This is a genomic window from Gemmatimonas sp. (assembly GCF_021298855.1).
Lineage (GTDB): Bacteria > Gemmatimonadota > Gemmatimonadetes > Gemmatimonadales > Gemmatimonadaceae > Gemmatimonas.
In genome coordinates, this window is record NZ_JAJTHI010000020.1 from 54,598 (window position 1) to 68,633 (window position 14,036).

A 14,036-nucleotide genomic window follows, 5' to 3' on the forward strand; every position below is an offset into this window, starting at 1 on the left:
CAGTCAGCGTACACTAGTCCGGCGAAGCAGCCGGGACAACTGGACGCCCCCCGCCCCGCCGCCGACCCGCTGTGGCGGCGCCCTGTTCAGCCCAATTCGGCGCGGAGACGGCGTCGCAGCAGCACCTCGGCCTCGCGGGCGGTGCTGCAGGCCATCGCCGCCATGGCCGCGTCGGCGGCAACGTCGGCGCGTACGCCACGAATGATGCGTTTCACGTCGGCCACGGCCCGCGGGGCGACGCTGAGTTGACGCAGCCCGAGCCCCAGCAGGGCAAAGACGGCGAGCGGCTGTGACGCCATCTCCCCACACACACAGACGTCGATGCCATGAGCCGCCCCGGTAGCCTGGACCTGCGCCATGAGGCGCAGCACCGCCGGGTGAAAGGGCGTGTAGCGGGGCGCCAGGTTGGCGTTCCCCCGGTCGACGGCGAGCATGTACTGCACCAGGTCATTCGACCCGATGCTGAAGAAGTCCACGTCGCGGACCAGGGTGTCGCAGGCCACGGCGGCGGCCGGCGTCTCGATCATTACCCCCAGCGGCACATCATCGCGAAACGGGACGCGGCGCGCCGCCAGCTCCTCGACGCATTCGCTGATGAGCTGCCGTGTTTCCCGCACTTCGTCCACGGTGACGACCAGCGGCAGCATGATGCGCAGGTCGCCGTGCACGGCGGCTCGCAGGAGTGCCCGCAGCTGCACCTTGAACAGCTCACTCTCGTCGAGGCACATCCGGATGGCGCGCCAGCCAAGAAACGGATTGGCCTCATGCGGAAAGCCACCCACCGGCAACTTGTCGCCGCCCACGTCGTAGGTGCGAATGACGGTGGTGCCTCCGCCGAACGCGAGCACGACCTTCCGGTAGGCGCGGTACTGTTCCTCCTCGTCGGGCATGCTGGCACGCCCCACCACCAGGAACTCGGTGCGCATGAGTCCCACCCCCTCGGCACCGCTGTCGGCTCCGGCCTCGGCCTCCTCGGGGATATCGACATTGGCGCGCACGACGAGGCGCACGCCGTCACGCGTGACCGGCTCGCTCATGGCGAGTTCGCGCAGGACGTCGGCGCGCCCCTCCTCTTCGGCCACGCGCTGCCGCGCCTCCTCCACTTCATGGTCGGTGGGGGCGATGACCAGCGTCCCCTCCGTGCCATCGAGGATGGCCACCTCACCGCCCTGGAGGACGGACAGCGCCTGTCGCAACCCGACCACGGCGGGCAGGCCGAGCGACCGCGCGAGGATGGCCACGTGCGCGGTGGCGGTACCGGCCTCGGTGGCAATGGCCACGATGCACTCCCGATCGAGCTGCATCGTGAGGGATGGCGTGAGGTCGTGCGTGACGAGGATGGTGTTGCTGCCGCGCGGCACATCGACCGGGTCGTGGTCGGGCAGATCGAGCAGCAGCGACAGCACCCGGATGTGCACGTCGGTCAAGTCGCCCACCTTCTCGCGCAGCATGGGCGCGCTCGAGCGCGCGAAATGCTGCCGCCATTCGAGGAGGACGATATCGAACGCCTTCTCCGCGCCGAGATTCTGACGGATGAGCGCGATCGTGCTCCTGATCAGCTCCCCATCGTCGAGAATGGAGAGTTGCACATCGAAGATGGCGGCCTCCTCCGGCCCCGCCTGGGCTTCGGTGCGGGCGCGCAGGTGACGCAGGCGCTCACGCGCCCGCTCGACGGCCGCGTGGAAGCGGGCGATCTCCTGGTCGATATCGCCGTCCTCGATGACCCGATGACGAACCTCCGGGACCTCCCAGCGCAGCAGGTGCACCGGACCCACGACGATCCCCGGCGACGCGGGGATGCCGCGGAGGACCGAGAGCATTCAGCTCTCTCCGAACCGGGCGGCGACCAGCGCCGACAGGGCGTCGAGGGCGTCGTCGGCGTCGGGGCCGGTCGCCTTGAGCGTAATGGTGGCACCATACTCGGCGGCCAGCATCATGACCCCCATGATACTCTTGCCGTTCACCTCGAGGTCATCACGCGAAATGGTGATGTCGCACTTGAACTTCGAGGCCGCCTTCACCATTTCGGCCGCGGGGCGCGCGTGCAACCCATGCTTGTTCACGATTTGGACAGATCGTTCAGCCATCAACGGACCACCGAGTAAAGGACGAAGGCCGCGAGCAGGAGCAGGACAACGCGCCACCCCTCGGCACGGCCCTGCAGTCGCACGAGGAGTACGGCCAGCACGGGAGTGGCCACCGCCACCCCCATTGGAATGGGCGACAGTGGTTCCTGACCACCGATGGCCCGATGCACCGCCAGGGGCAGCGCCATACCGCCGAGCACTGCGGATACCCGTCCAATGTAGCGTGGTCCGTGCTGGAGCACCGGGTGCCCCATGGCGGTAGCCACGCGCAGGCCGTGTTTCCAGCCTGCACGCAGCCCCCAATCACGTAGTCCCAGGTGCCCGACGTTGTACAGCACAAGGAAACCGAGGATGACGGCCGGCGGGGACCAACCGAACCCGAAGAGCAGGAGCGCCACGAGGGAACAGGCGGGCAGCCATGCCGCCCACACGAGGCGGTCACCGAGGCTGCCCAGCGGGCCGCACAGCGCGGTACGGAAACGTTCGATGCGGGCGGGCGGTACCTGCTCGAGTTCGGCACGCGCCAGTGCGCCCACGGCCAGGGAGGCGAGGTACGGATGCGCGTTGAAGTACACGGCTTGGCGAGCGAGCGCCTCGCGGTAGGGCCGCCCGTCGATCCCGCCGGGCAGCCGGCGCAGCGCCGGCTCCACGCAGAATCCCATGCCGTTCCCCACGAGGATTTCGTAGTTCCACGACCCCTGGATGGCCAGGCAGCGCAGCAGCATGGAGGCCCGGAGCGATGCCGGCAACTCCGCGAGCGGCTGCGTGGCAGGGACGGGCATGCTCACCGTGTCGGTACGCAGCGCGGGGTTGTCGAGTCCTGTCTCAGGCACGGGCCACCACCAGGAGCGTGCCCACCGCCAGCGAGGCCACGAAGAGACGCCGAGTGCCGGAAATGGCGTGGAAGTCCTTCCATACCGCGGCCGCGGCCACCGCAGCCACGGCGGTGACCACGATGGCGCGGGACACGTCCTCACCGACCGTCCAGCGGGCGTTCACCAGCACGGCCAGTGGCCGCGCGGCGAGGAACATGAGCGCCCCCAGCAGGGCCCCACGGGCGAGATCGACGGTCATGCCGAAGACCTGCAGCCCCACCACGGTCTTGCGGGACCCGCTGGCCAGCTGATCGAGACGGGGCCGGGCGAATGCGGCAATGAGCTGGCGCTGCTTCACCATGCTCCAGCCGCCTACCCAGCCGGCCACGATGCCCACGAGCACGGCCACCGCGAAGGCGCCCACGTCGGGGAAGGAGGAACGCGTGGCGCCCACCGAGGCCACGGCACCGGCCACCACCGAGGCCGTGCCCCATTCGGGGTACCGCGAGGCGCCGACCGGAAGCGACTCGAGTGCCAGGCACTCGAGCGCCGTGCCGCACACGAGTCCCGCCTCGGGCGCCCCCAGAAACGCGCCGCCCAGCGTGGCCCCCACAATGGGCCGGGAGATCATCGCCTGCGGAAAGCTGACCACGTCGAGTCCCACCACGGCGGCCAGCAGGGCGAGTGGGATGACATCGATCAGGACGGCGAACCACTCCATCAGGCGCCGGCGGTGGAGGTCAGCAACTCGGCGAGTGGCACGGGGCGAGCCGACGGTACATCCTGGGCGGTGACGTCGACGCCCTGCGCCTCGATGGCCCGCAGTCCCTGCTCCTCGGCCGCGGTAAGAAAAACATAGCGCAGCCGTCCGGTGCGACCGGGCGAGTGATGCACGCCCCCCACGTTCACTGCCCGGATGGCGCCACGCGCCGCGGCGACCAGACGCTCCATGGTGCCGATATCGCCCACCAGCAGCACGCCGGGCTCGCTCCGTTGGGCATAGGTGGCGAGCTGCGCCGCCGCCTCATCGACGCCGTGAAAGAAGACCTGCATTTCCGGTGGAACGCCCATGCGGTAGAGCTCCTGCTCCCACTCGCTCGCCGCCACATCGTCGTCCACGAGCACGATGAAGCGCAGTTCCAGCGGTTGTCCCCACCCCACGACCACCTGGCCGTGGATGAGACGATCGTCGATACGATAAAGCGCGATGGGCATGCGATGGGGAAAACGGGGGCGCCGTCAGGCGCCGTGCACTGGTACGCCGTGCGCGGTCATGGACGCGCGCCCGCGATCGAGCGCCCCCTGCACCGCCTGGAGCGGATCGGCCTCATCCTGCATGGCGAAATCGAGGAGCAGCGAGAGGTTGATGCCGGTGACCAGCAGCACTCCGGGGCGCTCGCGAATCATGCGGCGCACGGCCATGGTGCAGCTGCCGGCCGGCAGGTCGGTGAAGATCACGCGCGCCCCCGTCTCGTCCAGGGCACGCGCCAGCGCGCCCTGAATGTCATCGAGGCAGAGGCCAGTGTTGGAGATCGCCAAGAACTGTCCGCCGCGCCCGGTGATCTGATCGACCGCCGAGATGATGCCGCTGGCAAAGGTGCCATGCCCGGCCACCACCCCCCGCACGGGGACGGTCCGCTGCGTATCCGTCACTACTCGTCATCCTCCTGCAAGTATCGCTGCACGTCCGACTGTCGGCGCATCTGGCCGATGAGGCGTTCGTTGAAGGCGGTCGCGGTGTCGTATCCGCGATAATAGCGCAGGAGATGGTTCATGGCGATCACCTCGGCAATCACCGTGATGTTCTTCCCCGGGTTGAGGTGCACGGTGATCTTGGGGATCTCCACGCCGAGGATGTCGATCGTCTGCACGTCGAGCCCGGTGCGATCCACCTGGGCGTCGGCGTCCCATTCCTCGAGGACGACGACGACCTCGAGGCGCTTCTGCTGGCGAACGGCGTGAATGCCGAAGATGGCGGGAATGTCGAGCAGCCCCACGCCGCGGATTTCCATGAAGTGCCGCTGCAGCTCGTGTCCCTTGCCGATGAGCACGTCGTTGCCTCGGCGCGAGACGAACACGAGGTCGTCGGCCACGAGCCGGTGGCCCCGTTCGACGAGATCGAGCACGCACTCCGACTTGCCGATGCCACTCTTGCCGGTGAAGAAGAGCCCCACGCCGTACACGTCGGCGAGTGACCCGTGCATGGTGGTGGTGGGCGCGAACTGGTCGGCGAGGAACGGCTTGATGAGCCGATAGAACTCGGCCGTCTTGAGGCGCGAGCGCAGCATCGTCACACCGGCCTCGTCGGCCAGCCGCATGAGCGGCTCGGGCGGCTCGAGGGCCTTCGTGATGAAGGCGCACGGGATGGGGAACCCGAAGAACTGTTCGAGATTGACGGCGCGCTGGGCGGCGTCGATCGACTGCAGGTAGGTGATCTCGGTTTCGCCGAGCACCTGGATGCGCTGGTACGGAAACCGGTTGATGTATCCGGCGAGGACGAGCCCCGGGCTGGACGCCTCGGGGCTCGTGATCTCACGATCGAGACCGGTGGCCGGGCCGAGCAGCTCCAGTTCGAGCACATCCTTCATGCGCTCGTAGAGCGTGCCGACGGTCAGGCGTCGTGTCACCCGGTACGATCCCCGTCGCGGGGCACGCGGCGCGAGCGCCGGACGCGGGCCACCTGGCTCTCGAGTCGATGGACGGCGGTGGAGAGTGCCGGTGCAAAGGCATGCGCATCGGCGACGGCGAAGAGTTCTCGATGTCGGGATCCGCGGAGCACGATTTCGACGCGACGCGTGGGCCCATCGCCCACGAATCGCACGATGGCGTTGGCGACATTGTGCAGTCGCGTCGCAATGCGGCGGATGGCCGTTTCGGCCTGGGTGCGAAGTGTCTCGGACACTTCGGCATGGTGCGCGTGCAGGATGATCTCCATCAGCGACCTTCCTCCCTTCCCACCACCTCGCGGAGGTGGGCTTCGGTCTCCTTCGCGGCGTTCGCCCAGGTGAACCCCTCGGCGAAGCGTCGTGCATTGGCCCCCAGGCGTTCGACGAGCGTCCGCTCGCCGCTGAGGCGCCGCATGCAGGCAGCCATCGCGGTCACGTCGCCGTGGGGCACGAGAAATCCGGTCTCGTCGTGCTTCACGGACTCGCGGATGCCCGGGGAGTTCGACGCAATCACCGGGGTGCCGCTCGCAGCCGCTTCCAGGTTCGTGATTCCCCATCCCTCCTTTGGTGAAGCGAAAACGGTGGCCCACGCCCGTCGCAGCAGGGCACACTTCTCAGTCTCGTCAATCCGGCCAAGAAACCGTACCCGTGACGCCACGCCCAAGGTCCCCGCCATGCGCTCGAGTTCCGGGCGGAATTCGCCGGCGCCAGCCACTTCGAGGGTGGCATCGGGCACGCCACACGCGGCGAAGGCCCGCAACACGAGATCTACGCCCTTATACTTCTTCAGGCGACCCAGATACGCAAATACGGGCTGAGCCGCTCGACAGGAGGGATCGGGCGTGTAATGGACGCTATCGATCCCCGGAAAAATGACGCGAATGCGCTCGGCGGCGATACCGCGCTGCACGAGGTCATCCTTGGTGCTCTGGCTGATGGCCTCGAAATCGCGTCCCCGGTAGAACCACGGGAGCGGCTTCTCGGAGAGCCAGACGGCGGTCGCCAACGGCGCCGACAGTTCCTGGAAGGCGGTGCCACCAAAGAGATGCGGCACGAGGGCGACCAGCCGCGGAACCCGCCAGGTGGGGGTAAACAGCGGCACCTTGTTGATGTCTTCCACCAGGACATCGAAGCCGCGGTCGGCGAGGTGCGTATGCCAGTGCCGCCGCGCCAGAAAGGGGAACGTCTGTCGCGTTCCCACGCGGTGCACCTCGATGCCATCAAGCGTGGCGCGTGGCGGACAACCGGGCCAGCCACCGCAGAGCAACACCACCTCATGGCCCCACTCGGCCAGCCGTCCGAAGATCTCGTGCAGATGAATCTCCGCCCCACCAGCGAGCGGATTGTCGCGACACTGCCAGTTCACGACGGCAATGCGCAGGCGTTCCGACCCACCGGGGTTGCTGCCAGCGCTCACAGCTTGCCGAGCTTGCGCGCGTACGCGTCGAGCACGCCGTTCACGAAGCGGGCGCTGCGTTCGGTGCCATAGCGTTCCGCCAGATGCACCGCTTCCTGCAGCACGACCTTCACCGGCGCCTCATCGCGCGCCAGCTCGGCGGCGGCGAGCCGCAACACCGCCCGTTCGATGGCGCCCAACCGTTCCAGCCGCCAGTTGTTGGTGACCTCACCGAGGGCGACGTCGAGTTGCTCGCCGCGGTCGGCCACCGTGGCCACCAGGCGCGAGGCAAACGCGCGTTCGTCGGGGGCCACGGCGAGGTCATCGAAGACCGTCGTGGCGATGCGCCGCAGTTGCGTCTGGTCGCGCAGGTCGGCCGCGTACAGCGCCTGCAGCGCCCGCGCCCGTCCCCGGGTCTCCACCCGTTCGGTCTTGCTGGTGGCCTTTCCGCGAGCGCGCCGCCCCTTCGCGGGGAGCAACGGTTCCTGCGTTGGTCCATCCCAGAACTCATCGTCGCGGAGCGTGCTCATGCGTCCTCCTCACCGAACGACTCGTCGGGGAACGCCCGGTCGAACAGGTCGAGCACTTCGAGTGCGGCCAGCGCCGCATCTTCCCCCTTGTTGCCATGGGCGCCACCGGCCCGGGCCTCGGCCTGTGCCATGGTGTCGGTGGTGAGCAGTCCGAGGGTGACCGGCACCTCGAAGTCGCGAGATGCGTCCATGAGGCCGCGCGACGCTTCCCCCGCCACGAAGTCGAAGTGCGGGGTGTCGCCGCGCACCACGGCGCCAACGACCACGGCCGCATCGTACTTTCCGGTGGCGAGTGCGCGCCGTACGGCCGTGGGCAGCTCCCACGCCCCCGGCACCCAGAGCACGTCGATATCGTCGAAGGCGACGCCACGTGCGGCAAGAGTGCTCACGGCCCCCTCGGCAAGGGGTACCGTGATGCTTTCGTTGAAGCGACTGGCAACGACCACGATGCGCCGTCCTTCGCCGCGCGGCTCTCCGGTGAATTCAGCCACGGTGATCTCAGACGGCGAAGAGGTGTCCAAGCTTGGTTCGCTTGGTTTCAAGATAGGAAGCGTTCTCACTCGTGGACGGGGCCTCGATGCGCACCCGGTCCTTCAGCACGAGGCCATAGCCATCGAGCCCGACGAGCTTGCGCGGATTGTTGGTGAGGATGCGGATGGAGCGCACGCCAAGATCCAGCAGGATCTGTGCGCCAATGCCGTAGTTGCGCAGGTCGGGCGCGAAGCCGAGGCGCTCGTTGGCCTCGACCGTATCGGCGCCGGTGTCCTGCAACTCGTACGCCTTGAGCTTGTTGAGCAAGCCAATGCCTCGGCCTTCCTGGTCGAGATACACGATGACCCCGCGCCCTTCGGTCTGGATCATCTGCATGGCTGTTTCCAGCTGCCAGCCGCAATCGCAGCGCCGCGAGTGGAACACGTCGCCGGTGAGGCACTTGCTGTGCATGCGCACGAGGATGTCCTCCCCGTGGGTGACGTCACCGTAGGCAATGGCGATGTGCTCCCGGTTGTCGACGTCGTTGCGATAGCCCACGATGCGCCAATCCCCGTAGTCGGTGGGGAGACGGGCATCGGCCATGCGATGCACGAGCCGTTCGTGGCGGAGCCGATACGCCACCAGCTGGGCGATGGTGATGAACGTGAGGCCGTGCTCCCTGGCGTACACCTCGAGCTGCGGGCGACGCGCGGTGGTGCCGTCCTTGTTCAGGATCTCGCAAATGACGCCAGCGGGACGCAGCCCGGCCAGCCGGGCGATATCCACGGCGGCCTCGGTGTGCCCCACGCGCTGCAGCACACCGCCGTTGCGCGCACGCAGCGGATGAATGTGTCCCGGCACGCGCAGGTCGGCACGGGTGGCACTGGGGTCCACCGCCACCCGGATGGTGGTTGCCCGGTCACTGGCGCTGATGCCGGTGCTCACGCCGTACTTCGCCGCGGCGTCGATGCTGACGGTGAAGGCGGTGCTCATGGCCTCGGTGTTGTGATCCACCTGCATCTCGAGGCCAAGGCGGTCGGCCCACTCATTGGTCATGGCGAGACAGATCATGCCCTTGGCTTCGAGCATGAAGTTCACCATCTCCGGCGTGACCAGCTGGGCCGCGCAGACGAGATCTCCCTCGTTTTCGCGATCCTCGTCGTCGGCCACGACCACGAACTTGCCGGCAGCAATGTCGGCCAGGGCCTGTTCGACCGTCCCGAACACCGGCTCGGCGTGGTCGGTGTTCGCTGTTTCCGTATCCTGCATCATGACTGCAACTCCGTGAGAGCGGTCGCCAGCGTGTGGGCACCAGGGGAGCGCAGCCACGGCGACAACAGACGTTCGACGTGCTTGGCCAGCACATCGGCTTCCACATGCGCCGCCATGCCCGGCACCAGCGTGCCGAGGGTGGTGTGGCGGCGCGTGTATTCGATAATGGACAGCTGCACCCCGGTGGGGAGCAGTTCGTTCACGGTGAGGCTCACGCCGTTCACCGTCACTGACCCCTTGTCGACCATGAGCCGCTGCATGGACGGGGGCAATTCCAGATCGACGAGCCAGGCATCGCCGGCGTCCCGGGTGGCGAGCACCCGCCCGAGCCCGTCGACGTGGCCGAGCACCAGGTGCCCGCCCAGCCGATCGCCGAGCGCCATGGCGCGCTCGAGGTTGACGCGGTCACCGGCACACCAGCCGCCAATGGTGGTGCGGTCGATGGTCGTGACCACCGCGGCAACGGTGAACCAGCCGTGTCCGGGCGATGTGACCCCATGCTCGCGGACGGTGAGACAGGCGCCGTTCACGGCGATACTCTCGCCGTCGGTGAGGTCGGTGTAGCGGCTTGCGATGCGCAATTCGCGCCCGGCCGGCGTATCGGCGACGTGCTCAATGAGCCCCACGTCGTCCACGAGCCCCGTGAACATCCTGTCCTCAGTCTCCGGAAACAGCGTAACGGGTCATCAGGTCGGCGCCGTACACACGGCGCTCGAGCACGGTGAGGCGCGGGGCCTCGTTGGCCTCGCGCCCTGGCAGTGCGGCGAAGGCCGGCATGGCCCCCGCCCCCAGAATGACCGGAGCCTGAAAGATAATCAGGTGATGGACGAGACCGGCGGCCAACAGGGCAGAAGCGAGGGTGGCGCCCCCCTCCACGAAAAGGTGCGAGATACCGTTGGGCTTTCGCAGACGGCACAGGGCGGCGGTGAGATTCGTGGCGTCATGCAGGATCACGCCGGCGGCCTCCAGGGCGCGTAGCCGGTCCAACGGGGCGGCGCCCGGGGCCGTGATGGCGTACACCGGTACCTCCCGGGCCGTGCGCACGAGGCGGCTGTCGAGAGGCAGTCGGGCAGTTCGATCGAATACCACCCGAGCGGGCATGACCCGCGGTGCCGGCCCGACGCGCACGGTCAGATCGGGATCGTCAGCGACCGCCGTGCCAATGCCCACCGCCACGGCGTCGGCCTCGGCGCGCAGAGCGTGCACCGCGGCCTGGCTTTCCGGCCCGGTGAGCCAGGCCCGCTTGCGGGAAGGGCCCGCGATGGCGCCATCGACGGACACCGCCAGCTTGAGGGTCACGAAGGGCAGCGGGCCTCCGCGCGCCACATGCAGGAACGGGGCGTTCTGCACCCGTGCGTCGGCCTCGCACACTCCCGATTCGACACGGACGCCGTCGGCGGCGAGACGCTCGAGCCCACCGGCCGCCGCGGCATTGGGGTCGCGGGTGGCGCAGACCACGCGGGCCACACCGGCGGCGAGCAGCGCCTCCGTGCAGGGACCCGTCTTGCCATGGTGGTTGCACGGCTCGAGGGTCACGTAGGCCGTCGCGCCGCGGGCCCGTACGCCGGCGGCGGCCAGCGCGTGCACTTCAGCGTGCGGCCCGCCGTACTCCTGATGCCACCCCTCACCCACGATCTCGCCGTCCTGCACGAGCACGCAGCCCACCTTGGGATTGGGCCACACTTGCCCCGCTCCGCGCTGGGCGAGTTCGAGGGCCCGACGCATGAAGCGCACGTCGTCGGGTATGGCTCCCGGCACGTGCGCTTTCTGGCCGGCGGCCGGCCCGATATCAGAACCGGACCGTGAGCCCAAGCGACCCGAAACGATAGCCTTCGTTGGCGGCGCGGCCGCCGAAGGTGTTGGTAGTCGGATCGGCGTTGCCGGCACCGGACCAGCCAAATTCGGCCACCAGCCGCGCCAGCCCGAGCCCCAGCGACACATTCGCGAAGGCGCTGTTGCGCGTGACCGCGTTGCGCAGCCCGAAAAGGGAGACCAACGCGCGTGTTTGCTGATTGAGCACCGTTTCGTTCACCACCGCCTCCACGCCCGCGGTGTTTTCGATCTGGTCACGCCCCACACCGGCGGCAAATCCGAAGATCGCCACGCGTTTGCTGGCGACCACCCGCAGGCTGTTCGACGTTGCCGCGAGATTGCGCACGCTGATGGAGTCGTTGCCCGCCGTGTATCCCAACGCGGTGGTGGGCAACCGGCGTCGCATGTAGCTGACGCTCACCCCCGGCACGAGCCACGACTCCTGCAGGGCGCCAACGCGTATGCCATACGACAAGGCCACGCTGGACGTCTGCGGGGCCACCGAGAAGCCGTTCTCGGTCACGTCGGGCAGATAGGTGGCGCCGAGCAGCACGTCCACCCCGCCAATGTTGGTGAGACCGGCGGGGAGGCCGGCGAAGAGACCAATCGCCGCATCGACCGAAGGTACCGGCACCGGTACCCGACTCGCCCCGAGGTTGGAACGTGCCGCCCCTGTGAGGCGGATGGGCACCGCGTTGGCCGGCACGCGACCATCGACGGCCGTGACGCGCAGGGAAAGCGCGCGCTTCCCCCATCCACCAAGGGTGCCGCCCTCCCCAAGCACGGGGTTGCCGCCGGACAACGCCACCCCGACCTGCGGCATGACGAAGGCGAAGATGTCGCGCGCCTTGACGCACGCGTCCTCCCCGCTGAATCCGCCGATATTGGCTGTGGCGCAGGTACCGGCGGTGGTCTGCGCCCCGAGTTCACGCACGCCTGCGGGCGTTGCCGACACCAGCACCAGCGCGGCCACCGCAGCCCTGCGCGCGCCCCGCATCAGGTGACCTGCCCATCGAGCCGTACGCGGCCGGTGCCGGGCACGACGGCACCCAGTTCCCAGGCCGCCATGCCACACGCCGCGGCACGCGACGTAATGTGCGACACGTTGTCGGCGGCGGTGATGACGACCATGCCCACCCCCATGTTGAAGGCCCGGAACATCTCGAGCGAGGCCACCTGCCCCGCCTCTGCGAGTACCCGGAACTCGCTGGGGACGGTCCACGTGGACGTATCCACGTCGGCATCGAGTGTTTCGGGGAGGGCCCGGTTGAGATTGCCCGGCAGGCCACCACCGGTGATGTGCGCCATGGCGTGGATGTGCCCGAGCACGGGCCGGAGGCACTGCAGGTACGAGCGGTGCACCTTGAGCATCACGTCGGCGACCGTGGCGCCGTTCGCGTCGGGGAAGACGTCGTGCACGCCCAGCTGCAGGCGCTCGCTGATGATGCGACGCGCCAGCGAATAGCCGTTGGTGTGCAGCCCGTTGCCGCCGAGCGCCACCAGCACATCGCCCTGCTGCACGCGGGCGCTCCCCAGCACCGCCTCCTCTTCCACGATGCCGGTAATGAAGCCGGCCAGGTCGTAATCGGGGGGCGTGTACACCCCGGGCATCTCGGCCGTCTCCCCGCCGATGAGCGCACAGGCGTTCTCGCGGCACCCCGCGGCAACGCCAGCCACGACCCCTTCCACCACGGGCGGCTCGAGCTTGCCGAAGGCCACGTAGTCGAGGAAGTAGAGCGGCACCGCCCCCTGCACGAGAATGTCGTTGGTGCAATGGTTCACCAGACAGTGCCCAATGGTATCGTGGCGACCGGCTTCGATGGCGATCTTGATCTTGGTGCCCACGCCATCGGCGCTGGCCACGAGCAGCGGCGCCTTGTACCCCTCGGGCACCCGGAACATGCCACCGAAGCCGCCAAACGCGCCGCGCGCCCCGGCGGTCATGGTGCTCTGCACCAGGGTGGCCAGGCGATGCTTGGCATCGTCCGCGGCCTCGATGTCGACGCCGGCACTGCGGTAGTCGAGCGGCATATGCCTCGGTGCCTGGCTCATGCGCCAAGCTCCGTGTCGAAGGCCACCAGCTGACGGAACTCCTGCACGCGCGCGTCGATGTCGGCGCGCGTGATCTCGAGCAGGCGCGCATTCGAGAACTTCTCGACGGCGAAGGACCCCATGGCGGAGCCCACCACGACAGCGCGCCGCATGTTCTGGTCGCTCAGGTCTCCGGTGGCGGCGAGATAGCCGATGAAGCCTCCGGCAAACGAGTCGCCGGCGCCCGTGGGATCGAACACGCTCTCCAGCGGGTACGCGGGCGCGAAGAAGATGCTCTCACGCGTGAACATGAAGGCCCCGTGCTCGCCCTTTTTGATGAGCACGTGCGTGGGGCCCTTGTCCATGATCCAGCGCGCGGCCTGCACGAGATTGGTGTGCTCCGTGAGCTGGCGCGCCTCGGCGTCGTTGAGGGTGATGAGATCCACGTGGCCAAGCAGCTCCACGAGCTCGGGGCGGCGGGATTCGATCCAGAAGTTCATGGTGTCGCAGGCCACCAGGCGCGGCTTCTCCACCTGCTCGAGCACCTGCAACTGCAGGCGCGGATCGATGTTGGCGAGGAAGACGAACGGCGAGCGCTTGAACTGATCGGGGATCTTGGGGCGGAAGTGCGAGAACACCCCCAGATGCGTTTCCAGCGTTTCGGCCGCATTGAGATCGTGCCGATACCGGCCCCGCCAGCGGAAGCTGGTACCGGCGGCCTTCTCGAGACCCGCGAGATCCACGCCACGCGCGGCCAGCGGGTCGAGCTTGGCCACGGGGTAGTCGTCACCCACGACCCCCACGAGCTGCACCGGCGTGAAGTGCGACGCCGACGACGAGAAGTACGTGCCGGACCCACCAAGCACCTCGTCCGCCTTGCCGAACGGGGTCTCGACCGAATCGAGGGCCACCGACCCCACCACGAGTACGGGGTTCTTGATGCTGGTTGCAGCCAC

The 14,036-nt window shown here is 68.3% G+C and carries 17 protein-coding genes; all 17 read right to left on the reverse strand.

The window, feature by feature from the left end; translation table 11 throughout:
- Positions 1-86: 86 nt before the first annotated feature.
- A complete protein-coding gene (ptsP, locus tag LW840_RS07530; protein WP_291261613.1) occupies positions 87-1,820 on the reverse strand; it encodes a phosphoenolpyruvate--protein phosphotransferase in 1,734 nt (577 codons plus the stop codon).
- Complete coding sequence (locus LW840_RS07535) at positions 1,821-2,087, reverse strand: HPr family phosphocarrier protein (RefSeq protein ID WP_291261612.1); 267 nt, start codon at positions 2,085-2,087, stop codon at positions 1,821-1,823.
- A complete protein-coding gene (locus tag LW840_RS07540; RefSeq protein WP_291273488.1) occupies positions 2,087-2,920 on the reverse strand; it encodes a PTS system mannose/fructose/sorbose family transporter subunit IID in 834 nt (277 codons plus the stop codon). The genes LW840_RS07535 and LW840_RS07540 overlap by 1 nt, the downstream gene beginning before the upstream one ends.
- Entirely contained in the window at positions 2,913-3,623 is a 711-nt protein-coding gene (locus LW840_RS07545; RefSeq protein WP_291276740.1) for a PTS sugar transporter subunit IIC, read from the reverse strand. The genes LW840_RS07540 and LW840_RS07545 overlap by 8 nt, the downstream gene beginning before the upstream one ends.
- Positions 3,623-4,117, reverse strand: coding sequence for a PTS sugar transporter subunit IIB (locus LW840_RS07550; RefSeq protein WP_291261609.1), 495 nt, complete (start codon positions 4,115-4,117; stop codon positions 3,623-3,625). Before LW840_RS07550 ends, LW840_RS07545 begins: the two co-directional genes overlap by 1 nt.
- Before the next feature lie 24 nt (positions 4,118-4,141).
- Complete coding sequence (locus LW840_RS07555; protein WP_291261608.1) at positions 4,142-4,555, reverse strand: hypothetical protein; 414 nt, start codon at positions 4,553-4,555, stop codon at positions 4,142-4,144.
- Positions 4,555-5,529, reverse strand: coding sequence for an HPr(Ser) kinase/phosphatase (hprK, locus tag LW840_RS07560; protein ID WP_291261607.1), 975 nt, complete (start codon positions 5,527-5,529; stop codon positions 4,555-4,557). The genes LW840_RS07555 and hprK overlap by 1 nt, the downstream gene beginning before the upstream one ends.
- Complete coding sequence (locus tag LW840_RS07565) at positions 5,526-5,837, reverse strand: HPF/RaiA family ribosome-associated protein (RefSeq protein ID WP_291261606.1); 312 nt, start codon at positions 5,835-5,837, stop codon at positions 5,526-5,528. Before LW840_RS07565 ends, hprK begins: the two co-directional genes overlap by 4 nt.
- Positions 5,837-6,985 (reverse strand): glycosyltransferase family 4 protein, encoded by a 1,149-nt coding sequence (locus LW840_RS07570; protein ID WP_291276741.1) that lies wholly within the window; start codon positions 6,983-6,985, stop codon positions 5,837-5,839. Before LW840_RS07570 ends, LW840_RS07565 begins: the two co-directional genes overlap by 1 nt.
- Complete coding sequence (nusB, locus tag LW840_RS07575) at positions 6,982-7,494, reverse strand: transcription antitermination factor NusB (protein WP_291261604.1); 513 nt, start codon at positions 7,492-7,494, stop codon at positions 6,982-6,984. Before nusB ends, LW840_RS07570 begins: the two co-directional genes overlap by 4 nt.
- Entirely contained in the window at positions 7,491-7,985 is a 495-nt protein-coding gene (ribH, locus tag LW840_RS07580) for a 6,7-dimethyl-8-ribityllumazine synthase (RefSeq protein ID WP_291261603.1), read from the reverse strand. The genes nusB and ribH overlap by 4 nt, the downstream gene beginning before the upstream one ends.
- 7 nt (positions 7,986-7,992) lie before the next feature.
- Positions 7,993-9,237 carry a bifunctional 3,4-dihydroxy-2-butanone-4-phosphate synthase/GTP cyclohydrolase II gene (locus LW840_RS07585; protein WP_291261602.1) on the reverse strand — a complete coding sequence of 415 codons (1,245 nt, stop codon included), beginning with the start codon at positions 9,235-9,237 and terminating at the stop codon, positions 7,993-7,995.
- Positions 9,234-9,887, reverse strand: a complete 654-nt coding sequence (locus LW840_RS07590; RefSeq protein WP_291276742.1) for a riboflavin synthase — start codon at positions 9,885-9,887, stop codon at positions 9,234-9,236. Before LW840_RS07590 ends, LW840_RS07585 begins: the two co-directional genes overlap by 4 nt.
- 7 nt (positions 9,888-9,894) lie before the next feature.
- Positions 9,895-10,962 carry a bifunctional diaminohydroxyphosphoribosylaminopyrimidine deaminase/5-amino-6-(5-phosphoribosylamino)uracil reductase RibD gene (gene ribD / locus LW840_RS07595; RefSeq protein WP_291276743.1) on the reverse strand — a complete coding sequence of 356 codons (1,068 nt, stop codon included), beginning with the start codon at positions 10,960-10,962 and terminating at the stop codon, positions 9,895-9,897.
- A 64-nt stretch (positions 10,963-11,026) separates the two neighbouring features.
- Entirely contained in the window at positions 11,027-12,046 is a 1,020-nt protein-coding gene (locus LW840_RS07600; protein WP_291268105.1) for a hypothetical protein, read from the reverse strand.
- On the reverse strand, positions 12,046-13,101 hold the full coding sequence (purM, locus tag LW840_RS07605) for a phosphoribosylformylglycinamidine cyclo-ligase (protein WP_291261598.1): 1,056 nt from the start codon (positions 13,099-13,101) through the stop codon (positions 12,046-12,048). Before purM ends, LW840_RS07600 begins: the two co-directional genes overlap by 1 nt.
- A complete protein-coding gene (locus tag LW840_RS07610) occupies positions 13,098-14,036 on the reverse strand; it encodes a PfkB family carbohydrate kinase (RefSeq protein WP_291276744.1) in 939 nt (312 codons plus the stop codon). The genes purM and LW840_RS07610 overlap by 4 nt, the downstream gene beginning before the upstream one ends.

Coding starts and splice junctions, on each gene's coding strand:
- ptsP (WP_291261613.1), bottom strand. CDS start 1,820: ATGCTCTCGGTCCTCCGCGGCATCCCCGCGTCGCCGGGGATCGTCGTG.
- LW840_RS07535 (WP_291261612.1), bottom strand. CDS start 2,087: ATGGCTGAACGATCTGTCCAAATCGTGAACAAGCATGGGTTGCACGCG.
- LW840_RS07545 (WP_291276740.1), bottom strand. CDS start 3,623: ATGGAGTGGTTCGCCGTCCTGATCGATGTCATCCCACTCGCCCTGCTG.
- LW840_RS07550 (WP_291261609.1), bottom strand. CDS start 4,117: ATGCCCATCGCGCTTTATCGTATCGACGATCGTCTCATCCACGGCCAG.
- LW840_RS07565 (WP_291261606.1), bottom strand. CDS start 5,837: ATGGAGATCATCCTGCACGCGCACCATGCCGAAGTGTCCGAGACACTT.
- nusB (WP_291261604.1), bottom strand. CDS start 7,494: ATGAGCACGCTCCGCGACGATGAGTTCTGGGATGGACCAACGCAGGAA.
- LW840_RS07585 (WP_291261602.1), bottom strand. CDS start 9,237: ATGATGCAGGATACGGAAACAGCGAACACCGACCACGCCGAGCCGGTG.
- LW840_RS07590 (WP_291276742.1), bottom strand. CDS start 9,887: ATGTTCACGGGGCTCGTGGACGACGTGGGGCTCATTGAGCACGTCGCC.
- ribD (WP_291276743.1), bottom strand. CDS start 10,962: ATGCGTCGGGCCCTCGAACTCGCCCAGCGCGGAGCGGGGCAAGTGTGG.
- LW840_RS07600 (WP_291268105.1), bottom strand. CDS start 12,046: ATGCGGGGCGCGCGCAGGGCTGCGGTGGCCGCGCTGGTGCTGGTGTCG.
- purM (WP_291261598.1), bottom strand. CDS start 13,101: ATGAGCCAGGCACCGAGGCATATGCCGCTCGACTACCGCAGTGCCGGC.